Genomic DNA, 16040 nt, shown 5'->3' on the forward strand with positions numbered 1-16040 from the left:
TGATGAGGTGCTGTGGGGGAAAGCATATGGGTCTTGAGGGAATCAAGCTGATTGCATGCGATTTGGACGGCACGTTGCTGCATCCGGGGGAGTGCGAGCCGCGTTCCGAGGCCTTTGAGCTCATCGATGAGCTGCATCGTCGTGGCATCGTGTTTATGCCGGCGAGCGGCCGTCAATATGCGAGCTTGCGCTATCTGTTTGCCCCGGTGGCCGATGAGCTCGCCTATGTATGCGAAAACGGAGCCCTCGTGATGAGCGAGGGGCGTGCCGTTGTCAAGCGTTCCATGGAGCGTAACCTTGCTATGGATATCGCGAATGCCGTGGTTGCGTATCCCCATGCCGACGTGACCCTTTCCTGCGAGGGGCACCTCTACACCATGAGCGGCAACGATGCATTCGTCGACCATTTGCGCTACGAGGTCCATTGCGATGTGGCGGTGGTCGACCGTCCCGAGGACATCGACGAGGACGTCATTAAGATCGCGTTTCAAACGCCCGAGACAGAGCAGCCGGCGGCGCTGGAGTATTTCGTCCGTCGCTTTGGCGACCGGGTCGATGTGATGACGTCGGGAACCGAATGGACCGACTTTATCGGCTTTGATTCGGGCAAGGGGTCCGCGCTTGCCGATTATGGTCGTGCGCTGGGGATCTCACCTAACGAAATGATGGCGTTTGGCGATAATGAAAACGACCGCGACATGCTCAACGTGGTGGGCCATCCCTATCTGATGGAGAGCTGCAATCCCAGCATGCGCGGTATCAACGACCGCGTCCGTTACGTACGCACGGTCGAAGAAGAGCTGCGTCGCCTGCTTGCTGAGTAGACATTTGGGACATGCCTGGAAATCTTCCTTTTGCCGCAATCGGTGAAAAGTTGATTTTAAGGCATGCCCCAAAATCTACCTACAGTTGGGGCAGAGGCCCTCGAAGATGGTGTAGTGCGAGCTGACGCTCCATCCGATTTGTTCGGATGCCCTGGCGTCGAGCTGGGTATTGAAGGGGAGCGGCACATCGATGACGCGGCCACACGAGGTGCAGATGATATGCGCATGCGGTTCGATGGCACGATCGAAGCGGCTGCCGCCCGGCGTTTTAATCGAGAGAATCTCCCCGGCATCGGCCAAGAGATTGAGGTTGCGGTAGACCGTACCGCGGCTGATTTTGTCATCCTGCGCGCGCACAGCGGTGTAGATCTCATCGGCGGTGGGATGGTTGTAGCTTTGGCGCACGGCATCAAGAACTAGCTTTCGCTGCCTGGTATTCCTTCTTTGCACCGCCATGCGCCTCGCCTCTTTTCTATTAACGGTCGTAGGTAAATGATACCGTATTTAGCACACAATACTAATAATGAGGAGTGAAACCGTCTTCATTGGCAAGTGGGGCTCGAACCTGGGCGTCTACGAGGCGAAAACGCGTTCCCATGCGCTCGTAGGAGGCATGAAGCGCCTCGAGATGAGATAGGATGTTTGCCGGAGCTCCCTGTATCTCCATCTCGACTGAGCCGTCTTCCATGTTACGCACCCAGCCGGTGAGTGCGCGTGCCTGCGCGAGGTTGGTATTGGTAAAGCGAAAACCAACGCCTTGGACCTGTCCCTCCCAGCGCAGGAAATAGCGCAGGGGAGTGTCTTGAGTGGCCTCGTCGCTTGCGAGCACAGTAAGCCTGCGGCGCAGCTCGAGCTCGACGCCAGAGGGCTTTTGGGGCTCGCGGCTGCCGCCGGCGACGCCCGAGAAAAGCTTGTCGAAAATACCCATCGCTAGGCCTGCTTGACAGAATCGGCGGGGAAGGTAATGCCGGTCTGTTGGCGCACGGCATCCATGATGCGCAGCGAGACAAGCGTGACATCGCGATAGTGGCCAAGCTCGTGACGTCCCGCCGGGGTCTCCCAAATCTCTTCCTTGACGCTATCGATGCCGCCGATGGCGGTGATAAAGTCTGCGAGTTCGTATTCCATGGTGTTGCTCGATTTGGGCAGGTCGAGCACGCGGCCGTTGTCGCTCTGTTCGCGCGGTGCCTCGGTCGCCGAGCCGCGTACGACATCGCCGCGATAGTCGATGCGGACGTTGCGGGGCGTGGACAGATGGTCAATCTGGATAGTGCCACGCTCGCCTTCGATCTGCGAGGGCAGTAGGTCATTCGTAATTTTGGAGTGCGCGAGCTCGACGGAGATACGGCCACCGCCGTAGCTGGCGAGGATGGAACCGCAGCCATCGATGGGGCCATGGGTGAGCTCTTGCGTGGTGGGGTCGAGCAGAGTAGCCATGCTCGTAAGGCCGGAGGGCATGCCGAAGATCTCGACCATGGGCTCGACGGTGTAGACGCCAATATCCATGAGGGAACCCGATGCCATATTGCAGTCGAAGATATTGGTGGCGCGTCCCGCGAGAACCTCGTTGTAGCGTGAAGAATACTTGCCAAAGCGCAGTGAGGCGCGACGAATGGGCGCAATCTCGCCCAGGGCGTCCTCGATGGCGTGGAAAGCGGGGTCATGGAGCGGGCGCATGGCCTCGAGGGCTACGACGCCCGCCGCCTCGGCGGCGCGGAAGACTTCCAGCGCCTGTGCCTCGGTGGCGCAGAAGGGCTTCTCGACGATGACGTGCTTGCCGCTGGCGATGCAGGCAAGGGCCTGCTCGTAGTGAAGTGCGTTTGGGCTGCCGATATAGACGGCGTCGACGTCGGCGGCTGCTGCAAGCTCATCAAGTGAAGTAAAGTTTCGTTCGCCGCCGTGCTCGGCAGTAAAGGCGGCGCCGCGCTCGGCGTTGCGCGAGAGCGTGCCTACGAATACAGCCTGGTCGTTGGCATTGACGACCTGGATAAAGTCGTCGGTGATCATGGATGTGCCGATGGTTGCGATGCGCAGCATACGTCCCCCTTGCGTTGTTTTGGTCTACAGGATGAGTGTAGCGCGTGGGGATATAAAGCTGCGCGAAAACGCTATTACAGGTCGCTCTCGTTAAAGCCGGTGTCGATATCGAGGTTGACTCCATCGGCCGCAGTGGTGGCGAGCTCGTCGCAGCGCTCGTTGAGCTCGTGGCCGGCATGCCCCTTAACCCAGATGAACTCCACCTTATGCTTGCTCTTTGCGGCAAGCAGGCGCTCCCACAGGTCGCGGTTCTTAACGGGCTGCTTGTTGGCAGTTTTCCACCCGCGCTTTTTCCAACCGTCGATCCAGTGCCTGTTAAAGGCGTTGACGACGTACTGCGAGTCGGAGTGGACCTCGACCTCGCAGGGACGGTTGAGTGCCTCGAGCGCCACGATGACCGCCATGAGCTCCATGCGGTTGTTGGTGGTCTTGGCGTAGCCACGCGAAAGCTCGGAGGTGAAGGTCTTGCCGGCGGGGTTGGTGTATTTGAGCACGGCGCCGTAGCCACCGCGTCCCGGATTGGATCGAGCCGAGCCGTCGGTATAGATGATGACCTTCACAGACTTCCTTTCGTCGAGTTCCTCTCTTGCGGCTGTCTATTGTATCGCCGGTCCATCCTGTTTTATGCGAGGCGCGCCGCTCCACAAGGATGGTGGAGACGTTGTCGCCAAGAAAGATGGGCGACCTGAATTGTCAAGAGCTAGAGGGCTTTTAAATCTGCCATTTCTATCCCGTCCCCAAATGGTTGGTTTTCGTGGATGATGCGATCGAGTTCGTCGAGGTATTGCCGCAGCAGGGGAGAGGGCTTGCGCTCATCGTGCATGATGTAGCCCACGCGCATCGTTGGGGCGTCTGCCAACGGGATCGATGCCATGCCCCATTGCATTTCATTGGAGAGGACACCGGTCGACAAAGTGTAACCGTTCGACGTGATGAGCAGATTGGTGAGCGTGCCACGGTCGGAAACGCGGATGTTGCGGTCGCAGGGGATATAGCTAAACGGCTCCTCGGCGTAATAGAAGGAGTTCGAGGTCCCCTGCTCAAAGCTGTAGCGCGTATAGGGCGTAAGGTCGGCAAGCGATAGCTGGGGGCGGCGTGCGAGCGGATGGCGCTCGCTAACGAAGACGTGGACCGTTGCATCGAAGAGGGGATGGAAGCTTGCGCGGGCGTCGGCGAAGGCCTTCTGCAGGACGCGGGCGTTAAAGTCATCCAGATACAGAATGCCGATATCGCTGCGAAATGCGCGGACGTCGTCGATGATCTGCGACGTGGTGGTCTCGCGCATGATGAACTCGAACTTACTGTCGCGGCAGCGCTCGGCGACGTTGACAAAGGCTTCGACCGAAAAAGCGTAGTGCTGGGCCGAGACGGCAAGGCGTGCCTGGGGTGTGCCGCCGTCCTCGTAGCGGGCCTCGAGCATATCGGCCTGCTCTACGACCTGGCGCGCATAGCCTAAAAGCTCGGTGCCGTCGTTGGTGAGTGTGACGCCGCGGCTGGAGCGCGTAAAGATTTCCAGACGGAGCTCCTGCTCTAGGCTTTTGACGGCGTTGGAGATATTGGATTGCGCGGTATAGAGGCGCTGAGCTGCGGCGTTAATTGAGCCGGATTCTGCCACGGCGATAAGAAAACGAAGCTGCTGGAGGGTCATCGGCACCCGTCCTTTCGATAGCTATCTAAAAAACCGATAACAGGTTAGCGCTTTTAAGTGATTGACCGCGCGAAACAATGCTCGTACTATTCAAAACACACAAATGCGGTAGGTAATTAAGCCGACCACGAGAACGGGATGTCAAAAGGAGGACCGCATATGAACTGCTTACTAAGACGAATGCCGGGCTCCTGCTTGCGCCCGTCGGCGTGATCAGGAGACGGCGACTTACTTCTCTTACTCATATTACTTTTGTTCGATCAAGGAGATCATCATGAGCCAGTTTATCAACAACCCCGAGCACACCTTTGGTTTCGACACCCTGCAGCTGCACGTTGGCCAGGAGAGTGCCGACCCCGCATCCGATTCCCGCGCCGTGCCTATCTACCAGACCACGAGCTATGTGTTCCGCAACTCCCAGCACGCCGCTGACCGCTTTGTCCTTGCCGACGCCGGTAATATCTACGGTCGTCTGACCAACTCCACCCAGGGCGTCTTTGAGGACCGCATTGCCGCGCTCGAGGGCGGCGTTGCCGGCCTCGCCGTCGCCTCTGGCGCCGCCGCCATCACCTATACCCTGCAGGCCCTCGCTCAGGCCGGCGACCATGTGGTGGCCCAAAAGACCATCTACGGTGGTTCCTACAACCTGCTGGAGCACACGCTCTCCCAGTTTGGTGTCGAGACCACCTTCGTCGATGCCCACAACCTGGACGAGGTCGAGGGCGCCATCAGGGACAACACCACGGTCATTTACCTCGAGACGCTCGGCAACCCCAACTCCGATATCCCCAACATCGACGCTATCTCCGAGGTCGCTAAGAAGCATGGTCTTCCGGTTGTTGTCGATAACACCTTCGGCACCCCGTATCTGTTCCGTCCGCTGGAGCACGGCGCCAACATCGTCGTTCACTCTGCAACTAAGTTTATTGGCGGCCACGGCACCTCGTTGGGCGGCGTGATTATCGATGGCGGCAACTTTGACTGGAAGGCGAGCGGCAAGTATGCGCAGATCGCCGAGCCCAATCCCTCCTACCATGGCGTCTCGTTTACCGAGGCCGCCGGCCCCGCTGCCTTCGCGACCTATGTCCGTGCTATCTTGCTGCGTGACGAGGGCGCCTGCATTAGCCCGTTTAACGCCTGGGTCCTGCTCCAGGGCACCGAGACCCTGTCGCTGCGCGTTGACCGCCATGTCGAGAACACCAAGAAGGTCGTTGAGTTCCTGATCGGTGACGGCCACGTCGCCAAGGTGAACCACCCGAGCCTGCCCGAGCACCCCGACCATGAGCTGTACCAGAAGTATTTCCCCCGTGGCGGCGCCTCGATCTTCACCTTCGAGATCAAGGGCGGCCAGGAGGCTGCTTGGAAGTTCATCGACCACCTGCAGGTGTTCTCGCTGCTCGCCAACGTAGCCGACGTCAAGTCGCTCGTCGTGCACCCGGCTACCACCACGCACTCCCAACTCTCTTCCGAGGAGCTTGCCGAGCAGAACATTACGCCCTCTACAATCCGTCTTTCCATTGGTACCGAGAACGCCGAGGACATCATTTGGGATCTGAAGCAGGCCTTTGCCGCGCTGGACGAGTAAGGCGACTTGTGCAAGGGCCCCTTGCGACTCGATAGGTATAACTGCATAAAATGCCTGCTCAAGGCGCCTGCGCGAACAATGGTTGCGCAGGCGCCTTTTTTGCATAGGAAGGGCGCTATTACAGGGTTTTTGGCATGCTTTATGCATGCGAGTTGTGGAAAACTCCTGTTGAGAGGATGTGAGTTTTACGCAAATGACGTGCACCTTTTGAGAAAAACCGCAGGTCGCGATTTACTCGGGGTACTATGCAGCGCGATCGAATCACACGCAGCTTAAACGCAGCAAAAACTCACTACGGAGGTTTCCAGCTACATGAGGATCGATTCACGAAAACCGAAGGCCGCCGCCCTTTCTGCCACGCTTGCCGTGGCGCTTTTAGTGGGTGCCGGCGTAACCGATGCCCACGCGGCAACACTGTCCGACGCGGTCGGATCAACGCCGTCCGAGGCGACCCTGGTGCAGCCCGTCGACTATCGTGGCGACGGCTTTGGCTCCATGCAGGAGTGGAACGCCTCGATGGGGGCCAAGCGCGATTCCCTAGAGGTCCGCGCGCAGATCATCATGAACATGTACGGTGACTATGCCACCGATGACGAGCGCGCTGTACTGCAGGGTTGTATCGACGGTGCGGGCAGTCTTTTGACGATGGAGGAGGTCGACGCGAAGTCGGCCGAGCTCGACGAGCTTCGCTCCACGCTCGAGGATGCTAAGCGCGAGGCGCTCGAGGCTGCGGCCGTCGAGGCAGAAGCTGCCGAGGCCGTTCAGGCTTCGTATTACAACGCCGGCTCCGGCTCGTCTTACGCGTCTGCTGCGTATTACGCGAACGGCTCGGGCCTGACGCGCTCGAGCGGCGTCAATAACTACAACGGTCGTCGCGAGACCTATTACAGCAGCAACGTGCTGTATCACCACCGCACGGGTGAGTGGACGCTGGATTCCGAGGGCTTTTGGCGTGATTCCGACGGCTACTACGTGGTGGCTGCGAGCGATAAGTCCCAGGGCTCGACCTTTACGGGCTCTAAGGGCGAGTGCAAGGTCTACGATTCGGGTTGCGCAGCCGGAACTACCGATTACTACACCGGTTGGTAATCTGTCGGCATCGATTGCACATGATGGACGGGCGTCTTTACTGAGCTTTCGGGCAATGTAAAGTCGCCCGTTTTTATATGCATTTGGGTTAACAGAGCCCTTACCGTGGCACTACGTTGGGCATATGGGCGCGGGGCACACTAAGTCATGAGAAACAAGGTCTTTCTCGTGGAGGAAGTGATTCCATGAACGCTCGAGATGTCGCTATTGCCGTCGTTGCCCTTTTGATCGGATGTCTTGGTCCGACGGCGGCGTTAGTTGCCGGCTTGCAGTCCACTACGGGTGCTGCTCCTGTGGTTGTGAGCGCCTTGATTGCAGCGGCGCTGTTGGGAAGCGCCGGCGTGGTGCTTTGCCGCGATGACGAGGACGAGGTCCCGGAGTCGCAAAACGAGCCTCAGTTTTAGCCTCGGCCTAAATGCGACAGGCCTTCGCGAGCGATGGGATCCTCGCGAAGGCCTGTCTGCTTACATTGCGCGCGTCGCCGTGCGGGCGAGGCTACCAGCTGCTTTCTATTTCGCGAATCCTCTGGTAGAGCCAATCGTTTTGCGGCACTTGGATATCGTGTTTGGCGGCCAGGCGACAAATGGTGCCCGCGAACTCCTCGACTTCGGTTTTACGTTGTGCGATACGGTCCTGCGCCATCGAGGGCATGCCGGCGGGGTCGATTCCCTCGATGAGGTGCACCATCTGCGTCAGGTCTGCCTCGGTAAGCTCAACGCCCTCGGCGTTGGCGACCGCAAGTGTCTCGCGCATGGCGGAAACAAAGCAGCGACGCTGCTCGGAGTCCTGTTCCGTGGCGCTCCCGTACGTGCCGCCGTAGGCCATGCAGGTCTGGTTGATGCCATCGTTGAGCATGAGTTTGGCCCACATGCGGTGCGCAATGTCGCTCTCGACGGTATGGGCGATGCCGCAGCGCGTGTAGAGCTCATCGATGGCGGTGACGGTTGCGGGCTCGGTGCCTGCTGCCGCGCCAAAGCGAATCTCGCCCGCATTGGTAAAGGTGAGCGCGCCGTTAAGGAATACGGCGTCCATGCCCTGGCAGATGCCCAGGACGGTGTGCTTCCAGCCAAAGCGCTCGGCTATTTTTTGCTCGCTCGTAATGCCGTTGCACAGCGAGGCGATGAGCGTGTTGGGTCCCACGACGCGCTCCATAGTCTTGAGTGCTTGGTTGAGCCCCGTCGTCTTGACCGTGAGAATGACCAGATCGGCGGGCGTTGCCTCACTGGCGCGGACGGACTTGAGCGCGCAGGGCTTTCCGTTGACGGTGAGCGCATCGCCCACGTGGCGCTCGAAACGCGCGTCATCCATGACGTATTCGACGGCATCGTTGCCGAGGGTCTTGGCAATCATGCTGCCGTAGAGCAGGCCGACGCCGCCCTTGCCGATAAAGGCGACCTTGTTGATCTGCATGTGAATCATCTCCCCATATAAAAGGCGCCCGCATATGGGGCGCCTGATGGATTGTATGCCGCTGGGGCATGTGGCGTACACCGGAGGCTGAATTTAGAAGAACAAATGCATGGGAACTTATGCCGCGGGGCAGATGGCAAAAACGCGCGCGGGATATCCAACGCCATCGCGCACCTTGGGGAAGGTGCAGAAGATGACGGCGCCTGTGGCAGGAAGCTCGTCCAGATGGTCCATGACCTCGATCTGGTAACGGTCGACCGAGAGGATGTACTGCTCGCCGGGGTAGGGGTAGGCGTCCTCGCGTGTGGTCACGGATGCGGGGTCGGTGTCTGCCGGCTCGTGGCCGATAGCGCCGATGTTGCGCTCTTCTACAAGCCATTTGATGGCGTCGAGGTCCCAGCCGGGGTAGTGGGGCTGGCCGTCCTCGTCCTTGTTTTCGAGGTCGGCGAGCTTGGACCAGTCGGAGCGGAAGGCGACGAAAGCGTCCTCGGGAATGCGACCGTGCTCGCCCTCCCAAGCTTTGAGGTCATCGATAGTCAGGATAAAGTCGGGGTTTGCGGCGCACTCCTCGTGCTTATCGATCACGCAGAGCGGATGCATAAACTCGACGGGCTCGATCTCGCCGAGGGAGCGGCCGTCAACATGAAAGTGGCGCGGCGCATCGACGTGGGTGCCGTACTGCGAGGCGACCGAATACTGGAAGCAACGCATGGGCGCGAGCATATCTTCGGGCGTGCCGGGCAGGTAGTCGAAGAGCTTGGTGGACTCAAATGGCTTAAAGCCAAACCAGTGCGGGGTGTCGCACGAGAGCGTGTGGGTGAGGTCGATCCAGCGGTAATCGGTGCTTTTGAGCTGGGTGGCGAGGTTCCAAAGGTCGAGCGTGGGCATGGCTGGCTCCTTTCATCGGACTTTTTGCTGATGTTAAAGCGCTGCCATGACGACTCGATTTCTGTTGGGTTACGATACGTTCTCGATTGCGATTCCACGATGTTTCGGCCGCGTGACCATTGTGTTTCGCCTTGCCGGGGCGCTGATGGCGAAGGGAGGGGCCGTGCAATACCGCGTTGACCCCAAAAGTGGTAACCGAATATCCGCTCTGGGTCTGGGCTGCATGAGATTTCCTGGTGCGCCGGGACGTCCGGATGCGAAGACAGCCGATACTATCATTTCCCGTGCGGTGGAGCAGGGGATTAATTATCTGGATACCGCGTATCTCTATCCCGGTAACGAGGCGTGCGTGGGCGCCTCGCTTGAGCGCTTGGGGCTGCGTGACCGGGTGTTGCTGGCGACGAAGTTGCCGCACGCTTCGTGCAAGTGCGCGGATGATTTCGACCGCATCTTCGACGAGCAACTGCACCGTTTGCGGACTGACCATATCGACTACTACCTTATACACAACATCACCTCGCCCGCCCAGTGGGAACGTGTGGTGGCGTTGGGCATCGAGGACTGGATCGCGCGTCAAAAGGCGGCGGGGCGCATTCGCCAGATTGGTTTTTCGTATCACGGCAGCGCGGCGGATTTCCTGACGATGCTTGACGCATATGACTGGGATTTTTGCCAGATACAGTACAACTATGCCGGCGAGCGTTACCAAGCGGGAACGGCGGGGCTCATGGCCGCCGCCGAGCGAGGCCTCGCGGTGTTTGTGATGGAGCCGCTTTTGGGCGGACGCCTGGCGGGCAAGCTGCCGCCGCGGGCCCGCGCTGTGCTCGATAGCGCCCGTGACCCGCATTTGTGCACTCCTGCCGCTTGGGGGCTTTCGTGGGTGTGGAATCATCCTCAGGTGACGATGCTGCTTTCGGGTATGACCGATACCGCGCAGGTGGATGAGAACGCGGCGTTGGCCGATCGGGCCCTGCCGGATTCGATGACAGCTACTCAGCTCGATGCCATCGCGCACGTGCTGACGGAGTTTGAAAAATCGAATCGCGTGCCCTGCACGGGATGCGGCTATTGCATGCCGTGTCCTAAAGGCATCAATATTCCTGGGTGTTTTGCCGCCTACAACGCAAGCTATGCGCACAGCTGGTTTACGGGTCTATCGCAGTACTTTACGGCGAGTGCGGTGCGGACAAGCGAGCCCAAGTTGGTGAGCAATTGCGTCAAGTGCGGCAAATGCGCACGCCACTGCCCGCAGCACATCGATATTCCCGAGCGTCTCGACGATGTGCGCCGACGTTTCCAGCCTGGCCCCGTGACGGCGGCGCTTAAGGCCTTCGGCAAAACGCGCTCCTCATGACCCTTTTATAACTTGCGGTGGAATAGTTCCTGTTTGCGGCAGAATAAGGCATCAACAGGAACTATTCCACCGTAACTGATGAGGGGGAGCTGGGGATGCTGACGATTGGGTGTCACCTATCCACGACGAAGGGCTATCGGGCGATGGGGGAGACGGCGCTATCCATTGGCGCCAATACCTTTGCATTCTTTACGCGCAACCCGCGCGGCGGCAAGGCGAAAGACCTTGACATTGATGACGTGGCGGCCCTGCGCGAGCTTATGGAACAAAACGATTTTGGTCCCCTCGTGGCCCATGCTCCGTATACCTATAACCCCTGCTCGGCCAAAGAGCGGGCGCGCGAGTTTGCCCTGGAGGCCATGGCTGAGGATCTGCAGCGTCTGGAAGCGCTGCCCGGTAACTACTACAATTTCCATCCCGGTGCGCATGTGGGACAGGGCTCCGACGCCGGCATTCAGATGATCGTCGACACCCTGTGCCAGGTGATGTTTGAGGGCCAGCAGACGACGGTGCTGCTCGAGACCATGGCTGGCAAGGGCACCGAGGTGGGCCGCAGCTTTGAGGAACTGGCGATCATCATCGAGGGCGTTGCTGACAGGCGCCCCGAGCTGTCGGCCAAGCTGGGCGTTTGCCTGGACACCTGCCATGTAAATGACGCCGGCTATGATATCGTCCAAGATCTTGACGGTGTGCTCGACGAGTTCGATCGTGTGGTGGGTATCGAGCGCCTGCGCGCTGTGCATATCAATGATTCCAAGAATCCCCGCGGTGCCCATAAGGACCGGCATGAGTGCATCGGCAAGGGTTACCTCGGCAGCGAGGAACTTGGCGGTGGAATGCAAGTTATGCAGAATATTGTATCGAATAGCTGCCTGCGATCACTGCCATTCATTTTGGAAACGCCGAACGAACTTGCAGGTTATGCGGCTGAAATTAAACTATTAAGGTCATTGCAGCAGTAATGACTGTCATAAAGTGGAGTGTTCCATTCACGTTATGGGTTTGTTTCAATCAGTTTTCTAATTGCAGATTCTCTCACGCGGGTGCATAATAGCCCTCAGTTTTTGCAGGCCCCTGAATCACATGGGGCCATTGGAAGGAGACTGATTATGAAGCTGAAGAAGCTTGGCGCATTTGCCGCCACGGGCGCCATGGCGCTTGCCCTCGCACTGACGGGCTGCGGCTCGTCCAACGCCACCTCTGGTTCTGATGCCGGTTCCAGCAGCTCTGACGACGCTAAGGTCGAGAAGGTCGACGGCTCCAAGGAGTACGCGCTCGTCAAGGACGGTACGCTGACCGTCGGCACCTCTGCCGAGTACGCTCCGTTTGAGTACAAGGATGACAACGGCGATTATCAGGGCTTTGACCTTGAGCTCATCAAGGCTATCGGCGACAAGCTGGGCCTGGATGTCGAGTACGTCAACAACGACTTCGACACGCTCGTCCCCGGCGTCGCTTCGGGCACCAAGTATGACGTCTCCATTGCGGCTATCACCGACACGCCCGAGCGTGAGAAGGAAGTCGCTTTCTCCGATTCCTACTACATGGACGATCAGGCTATCGTGACCAAGGTCGACAACACCGACATCACGGCCGACAATTACAGCGAGAAGCTCAACAACGCCGACGCTACCATCATCGTCCAGTCTGGCTCGACCGCCGAGGCCTTTGCCCAGGAGAACTTCCCCAAGGCCAAGATCGTCCCCTACAAGGACGCTACCGAGTGCTTCAGCGCCCTGCAGTCCGATAAGGGCGATGCCGTAGTCACCAACCGCTCCGTTGCCAGCCAGCTGACCGCCGAGCAGTTCAACACCTGCCACACGGTTAAACAGATCAGCACCGGCGAGGAGTACGCCATTGCCATCAACCAGGGCAACACCAAGCTCAAGGACGACATCAACCAGGCCATCAAGGACCTGACCGACGACGGTACCGTTGACGCCCTCATGGCTAAGTACAACATCAAGTAAACAGATACTTGATTGCGTGTGGGCCCTTTCCGTTTAGCGGAGAGGGCCTTTGCGCTTCTCTCGACGGAGAGTGTTTCCGTCTCTATTTGCCGGCAACTTCTACGATAGGAGCCACCTTGTCTCGACTGAACAAAGGGGCCGCTGGGCAGCGTTCTTCACTACCCGCCTTGCTCCAAAAGCTAGCCTGCGTCATGGCCGTGGCGCTCGCGCTGGTGTGCGTGGGGGCATCTGCACCCTCGACTGCCCAAGCGCTTGAGACCGCAAAGATTACCGCCCGACCCAACACCGGTTCGGGCAGCGATGTGGTCGGCGGCACCGAGACACGTATTACTTGGGAAGTTCAGGCCGACGCCGACGAGGAGCTGAGCGGTCTTTCGCTGACGTTTGTCGACGGCACGACGTTTGGTACCGATGACACGCGATTGACGATGCTCTCGGGCGAGGACCTCATGGATCGCACACCCATGAAGCCCACGTGCACGGCTGATGGCCAGACGCTCAAGATCGACTTTGGCGAGACGGCGCCTGCCGGCGGCTTTTTCCGTGTCGAGGTGTACGGCGTGACCTTCCCCGTCGAAGGCGGCGACGAGGCCTTTAGCGGCACCTATACGCTCGCCGACGGTTCGACCAAGAAGATTTCCAAGATTCCTTCCGTCGAGATTAAGGGCGTGACGGCCTTCGATAACTTCCAGGCCGATCTTAAGGAACAGCCGTGGGTCGAGGCTTGGAATTCCAATATGTTCCTGCGCCTGTTCTTGAACCCGGTCATTTTGGTCCAGAGCCTGCCGGTCGTATTTAAGGGCTTCCTTATGTCGCTCTCGATCGTGCTTGTGGCGTTTCCGCTGGCAATCCCCTTTGGCTTTGCCTTGTCGCTCATGCGCATCTCCAAGTCGCGCATCCTGCGCTGTCTTGCCGGCATCTACGTGAATATCATCCGTGGTACGCCGGCGTTCCTGCAGATCTATATCGCGTTCTTTGGCCTGCCACTTGCCGGCGTCAAGGTGGACGACTACGTCTTGGGCGTTATCGTCATGGCCATGAACTCGTCTGCGTACCTGTGCGAGATCTTCCGTGCCGGTATTCAGTCGATTCCCAAGGGCCAAAACGAGGCTGCCCGCTCGCTGGGCATGAATGCCTTCCAGACGTTGCTCTACGTTATGATTCCGCAGACGTTCCGCAATGTCCTGCCTACGCTGACCAGCGAGTTTATCCTGCTTTACAAGGATACGTCGCTGCTCGCCGCCGTGGGCGTGGTCGAGATCGTCATGAACGCCCGCACCATCGTGGCGACGACGGGCTCCATCACGCCGTATGTGGTTGCCGCCCTGTTCTATCTGGTCATTACCCTGCCGCTTGCGCGCTTGGTGAGCGGTCTTGAGGCGAGACTTCTGGGGACGGCCGAAACCAAAAAGAAGCGTCCCACCAAGAGCGCCGGACAGGTTGTCGCGACACCCGCCGATCATATTGCAGGTCTGTAAGGAGGTTCTATTATGAGCGAAACCAATAACTCGAACGAGGTCGTCGTCAGCATCAAGAATCTCCAGAAGGCCTTTGGCGATAACGTGGTCCTGCGCGACATCGATCTGGATGTGCACAAGGGTGAGGTCGTCGTGGTCCTGGGCCCCTCGGGCTCGGGCAAGTCGACGATGCTTCGCTGCATTAACCGTCTTGAGGAGCCCACGAGCGGCTCGATTGTCGTTGAGGGCGTGGATGTGTGCGCCAAGGGCGTCGACCTCAATAAGGTGCGTACGCACTTGGGCATGGTGTTTCAGCAGTTCAATCTGTTCCCGCACCTGTCGGTCAAAAAGAACGTCATGCTTGCGCAACAAAAGGTGCTCAAGCGCAGCAAGGAAGAGGCCGAGAAGATTGCCGTCGAGGAGCTGACCAAGGTCGGTCTGGCCGAGCGCATCGATTTTATGCCGAGCCAGCTTTCGGGCGGTCAACAGCAGCGCGTGGCCATCGCCCGCGCCCTGTCGATGAACCCGCACGTGATGCTCTTTGATGAGGCCACGTCGGCGCTCGACCCCGAGCTTGTCCGCGACGTTCTGGGTGTCATGCGCGATCTTGCGCGTGACGGCATGACGATGATCGTGGTGACGCACGAGATGGGCTTTGCCCGCGACGTCGCCGACCGCGTCGTCTTTATGGACGGCGGCGTTATCGTGGAGGAGGGCACGCCGAGCGAGGTCTTCGACCATCCCAAGAGCGAGCGCACCAAGGCGTTTTTGGGCAACATCTCGTAGCTGCTTTATGTGGCTGACATAGCAGATAACGGGGCTGGATTTGGATCCAGCCCCGTTTTTGTTGGGATGCGCATGTGTTTTGGTGCAGAGCCGCGTATGGGCGGAGCTTATCGCCGTTAGGCGAGCTCGGCTCCAAGGGCGCGACAGGCGGCCTCTGCCTCATCGTCGGGGGCGTCATAACAGATGACGGAATCGACGACGTGGACGCCGGCCTCGTCGGCGTCCGCCTTCCAGTTGTCCATCCATTCGCCCTCGGCCCAAGAATAGGAGCCAAAGAGGACGACCTTCTTGTCGCCGAGGGTCTCCTTGACTTCGTCCCACATCGGCTGGAACTCATCGTACTCGAGCTCCTCGGAGCCCATGGCGGGGCAGCCGAAAGCGAGGGCGTCATAGCCGCCGGCTTATTTTTTGGATTCCGGCGTATTGTCGCATCGACGCATGGCAAATGCTGTTGCGGCGATGGGGCGGGCAGAAAGAAGGTCAAGAGGGTCGCGGTCGCGGACACCGATGTGTCTCACTACCCCTATAGCGATGAGCTGCTTATTGGCGGTATGAGCTGCGGCGGCTGCGCGCAAAATGTGACGAACGCCCTCAACGCTCTCGATGGCATTTGGGCCACAGTGACGTATACAGACCACGCGACACGCGTACGCTCTAAGCGCCCGGTCGATCGCGACACACTCGAGACGGCAGTGAGGGGCGCGGGCTATTACGTTATGAAAATGTAGGCGTTGCCCACTCCGGTGGATACCGGCCTCCTGCCCATTATGACTATCGGCAACCAAAAAGTTTCGCAAAAAATAACCTTTAGATGCGGCAAAAGTGGAGTTCGGTGAAGATTTGCGCGGAATACACTACCAATTGAGCATCCATTAACCCGTCCAAAAATTACGATGTATAATTTTACCACTAATTATTACTGTGCTCAGATTGCAATTAACCGTGGACAGAAATGAAGAATGCTAAAGCTGGGCTTTAGGACAGGGGAGGCT

Annotated in this window: 18 protein-coding genes; 10 read left to right on the plus strand and 8 right to left on the minus strand. The window is 58.8% G+C overall.

Annotation, left to right across the window (positions count from 1 at the left end; translation table 11 throughout):
• Positions 1–26 precede the first annotated feature (26 nt).
• Positions 27–824, plus strand: coding sequence for an HAD-IIB family hydrolase (locus ACTQXM_RS00280; protein ID WP_427747975.1), 798 nt, complete (start codon positions 27–29; stop codon positions 822–824).
• 75 nt (positions 825–899) lie between these two features.
• Here ACTQXM_RS00280 and ACTQXM_RS00285 read toward each other — a convergent pair whose 3' ends face one another.
• From ACTQXM_RS00285 to ACTQXM_RS00305, 5 genes are all read right to left on the minus strand, one after another.
• The gene (locus ACTQXM_RS00285; protein WP_441536751.1) at positions 900–1280 is read right to left on the minus strand and encodes a Fur family transcriptional regulator; all 381 of its coding nucleotides are present in this window, start codon (positions 1278–1280) and stop codon (positions 900–902) included.
• A gap of 61 nt (positions 1281–1341) precedes the next feature.
• A complete protein-coding gene (locus ACTQXM_RS00290) occupies positions 1342–1752 on the minus strand; it encodes an acylphosphatase (protein ID WP_427795950.1) in 411 nt (136 codons plus the stop codon).
• Between the two features lie 2 nt (positions 1753–1754).
• A complete protein-coding gene (locus tag ACTQXM_RS00295) occupies positions 1755–2861 on the minus strand; it encodes a Gfo/Idh/MocA family protein (protein ID WP_441536754.1) in 1107 nt (368 codons plus the stop codon).
• A gap of 74 nt (positions 2862–2935) precedes the next feature.
• Positions 2936–3421, minus strand: coding sequence for a ribonuclease HI (gene rnhA / locus ACTQXM_RS00300; RefSeq protein WP_370450639.1), 486 nt, complete (start codon positions 3419–3421; stop codon positions 2936–2938).
• A 140-nt stretch (positions 3422–3561) separates the two neighbouring features.
• On the minus strand, positions 3562–4509 hold the full coding sequence (locus tag ACTQXM_RS00305; protein WP_441536757.1) for a LysR family transcriptional regulator: 948 nt from the start codon (positions 4507–4509) through the stop codon (positions 3562–3564).
• 274 nt (positions 4510–4783) lie between these two features.
• Between ACTQXM_RS00305 and ACTQXM_RS00310 the strand changes: the two genes are divergently transcribed.
• The 3 genes from ACTQXM_RS00310 to ACTQXM_RS00320 all read left to right on the plus strand — a co-directional run bounded on the left by ACTQXM_RS00310 (position 4784) and on the right by ACTQXM_RS00320 (position 7587).
• Entirely contained in the window at positions 4784–6094 is a 1311-nt protein-coding gene (locus ACTQXM_RS00310; protein ID WP_441536759.1) for an O-acetylhomoserine aminocarboxypropyltransferase/cysteine synthase family protein, read from the plus strand.
• Positions 6095–6406: 312 nt separating this feature from the next.
• Positions 6407–7183: a hypothetical protein gene (locus tag ACTQXM_RS00315; protein WP_441536761.1), complete on the plus strand. Its 777-nt coding sequence runs from the start codon at positions 6407–6409 to the stop codon at positions 7181–7183.
• A gap of 185 nt (positions 7184–7368) precedes the next feature.
• Entirely contained in the window at positions 7369–7587 is a 219-nt protein-coding gene (locus ACTQXM_RS00320) for a hypothetical protein (RefSeq protein ID WP_154517389.1), read from the plus strand.
• 91 nt (positions 7588–7678) lie between these two features.
• On the opposite strand, the gene ACTQXM_RS00325 is transcribed toward ACTQXM_RS00320, so the two are convergent.
• Positions 7679–8593: a ketopantoate reductase family protein gene (locus tag ACTQXM_RS00325; protein ID WP_427727783.1), complete on the minus strand. Its 915-nt coding sequence runs from the start codon at positions 8591–8593 to the stop codon at positions 7679–7681.
• A 117-nt stretch (positions 8594–8710) separates the two neighbouring features.
• The gene (locus tag ACTQXM_RS00330; RefSeq protein WP_441048582.1) at positions 8711–9481 is read right to left on the minus strand and encodes a cyclase family protein; all 771 of its coding nucleotides are present in this window, start codon (positions 9479–9481) and stop codon (positions 8711–8713) included.
• 46 nt (positions 9482–9527) lie between these two features.
• Here ACTQXM_RS00330 and ACTQXM_RS00335 point away from each other — a divergent pair, with 46 nt between their 5' ends.
• The 5 genes from ACTQXM_RS00335 to ACTQXM_RS00355 all read left to right on the plus strand — a co-directional run bounded on the left by ACTQXM_RS00335 (position 9528) and on the right by ACTQXM_RS00355 (position 15048).
• Positions 9528–10835 carry an aldo/keto reductase gene (locus ACTQXM_RS00335; protein WP_441536764.1) on the plus strand — a complete coding sequence of 436 codons (1308 nt, stop codon included), beginning with the start codon at positions 9528–9530 and terminating at the stop codon, positions 10833–10835.
• A gap of 95 nt (positions 10836–10930) precedes the next feature.
• Complete coding sequence (locus tag ACTQXM_RS00340; protein ID WP_427747963.1) at positions 10931–11797, plus strand: deoxyribonuclease IV; 867 nt, start codon at positions 10931–10933, stop codon at positions 11795–11797.
• Between the two features lie 147 nt (positions 11798–11944).
• Positions 11945–12805 (plus strand): ABC transporter substrate-binding protein, encoded by an 861-nt coding sequence (locus ACTQXM_RS00345; RefSeq protein ID WP_118345556.1) that lies wholly within the window; start codon positions 11945–11947, stop codon positions 12803–12805.
• Positions 12806–12972: 167 nt separating this feature from the next.
• Positions 12973–14283, plus strand: a complete 1311-nt coding sequence (locus ACTQXM_RS00350; RefSeq protein ID WP_117763786.1) for an ABC transporter permease subunit — start codon at positions 12973–12975, stop codon at positions 14281–14283.
• 12 nt (positions 14284–14295) lie between these two features.
• Complete coding sequence (locus ACTQXM_RS00355; protein ID WP_022094423.1) at positions 14296–15048, plus strand: amino acid ABC transporter ATP-binding protein; 753 nt, start codon at positions 14296–14298, stop codon at positions 15046–15048.
• Between the two features lie 116 nt (positions 15049–15164).
• Here ACTQXM_RS00355 and ACTQXM_RS00360 read toward each other — a convergent pair whose 3' ends face one another.
• Entirely contained in the window at positions 15165–15410 is a 246-nt protein-coding gene (locus tag ACTQXM_RS00360; RefSeq protein WP_441041003.1) for a hypothetical protein, read from the minus strand.
• A 147-nt stretch (positions 15411–15557) separates the two neighbouring features.
• Between ACTQXM_RS00360 and ACTQXM_RS00365 the strand changes: the two genes are divergently transcribed.
• Positions 15558–15776, plus strand: coding sequence for a heavy-metal-associated domain-containing protein (locus ACTQXM_RS00365; RefSeq protein ID WP_441536767.1), 219 nt, complete (start codon positions 15558–15560; stop codon positions 15774–15776).
• The last annotated feature ends 264 nt before the right edge of the window (positions 15777–16040 follow it).

The sequence above is a fragment of the Collinsella sp. LCP19S3_D3 genome, from assembly GCF_052121455.1.
Taxonomy (GTDB): Bacteria; Actinomycetota; Coriobacteriia; order Coriobacteriales; family Coriobacteriaceae; genus Collinsella.

What these genes read in the sequence shown, in the direction of transcription:
- ACTQXM_RS00315 (WP_441536761.1), top strand. Translation starts at nt 6,407, where the DNA reads ATGAGGATCGATTCACGAAAACCGAAGGCCGCCGCCCTTTCTGCCACG.
- ACTQXM_RS00330 (WP_441048582.1), bottom strand. Translation starts at nt 9,481, where the DNA reads ATGCCCACGCTCGACCTTTGGAACCTCGCCACCCAGCTCAAAAGCACC.
- ACTQXM_RS00345 (WP_118345556.1), top strand. Translation starts at nt 11,945, where the DNA reads ATGAAGCTGAAGAAGCTTGGCGCATTTGCCGCCACGGGCGCCATGGCG.
- ACTQXM_RS00340 (WP_427747963.1), top strand. Translation starts at nt 10,931, where the DNA reads ATGCTGACGATTGGGTGTCACCTATCCACGACGAAGGGCTATCGGGCG.
- ACTQXM_RS00310 (WP_441536759.1), top strand. Translation starts at nt 4,784, where the DNA reads ATGAGCCAGTTTATCAACAACCCCGAGCACACCTTTGGTTTCGACACC.
- ACTQXM_RS00325 (WP_427727783.1), bottom strand. Translation starts at nt 8,593, where the DNA reads ATGCAGATCAACAAGGTCGCCTTTATCGGCAAGGGCGGCGTCGGCCTG.
- ACTQXM_RS00285 (WP_441536751.1), bottom strand. Translation starts at nt 1,280, where the DNA reads ATGGCGGTGCAAAGAAGGAATACCAGGCAGCGAAAGCTAGTTCTTGAT.
- ACTQXM_RS00320 (WP_154517389.1), top strand. Translation starts at nt 7,369, where the DNA reads ATGAACGCTCGAGATGTCGCTATTGCCGTCGTTGCCCTTTTGATCGGA.
- ACTQXM_RS00360 (WP_441041003.1), bottom strand. Translation starts at nt 15,410, where the DNA reads ATGGGCTCCGAGGAGCTCGAGTACGATGAGTTCCAGCCGATGTGGGAC.
- ACTQXM_RS00280 (WP_427747975.1), top strand. Translation starts at nt 27, where the DNA reads ATGGGTCTTGAGGGAATCAAGCTGATTGCATGCGATTTGGACGGCACG.
- ACTQXM_RS00355 (WP_022094423.1), top strand. Translation starts at nt 14,296, where the DNA reads ATGAGCGAAACCAATAACTCGAACGAGGTCGTCGTCAGCATCAAGAAT.
- ACTQXM_RS00335 (WP_441536764.1), top strand. Translation starts at nt 9,528, where the DNA reads ATGACGACTCGATTTCTGTTGGGTTACGATACGTTCTCGATTGCGATT.
- ACTQXM_RS00290 (WP_427795950.1), bottom strand. Translation starts at nt 1,752, where the DNA reads ATGGGTATTTTCGACAAGCTTTTCTCGGGCGTCGCCGGCGGCAGCCGC.
- ACTQXM_RS00305 (WP_441536757.1), bottom strand. Translation starts at nt 4,509, where the DNA reads ATGACCCTCCAGCAGCTTCGTTTTCTTATCGCCGTGGCAGAATCCGGC.
- ACTQXM_RS00295 (WP_441536754.1), bottom strand. Translation starts at nt 2,861, where the DNA reads ATGCTGCGCATCGCAACCATCGGCACATCCATGATCACCGACGACTTT.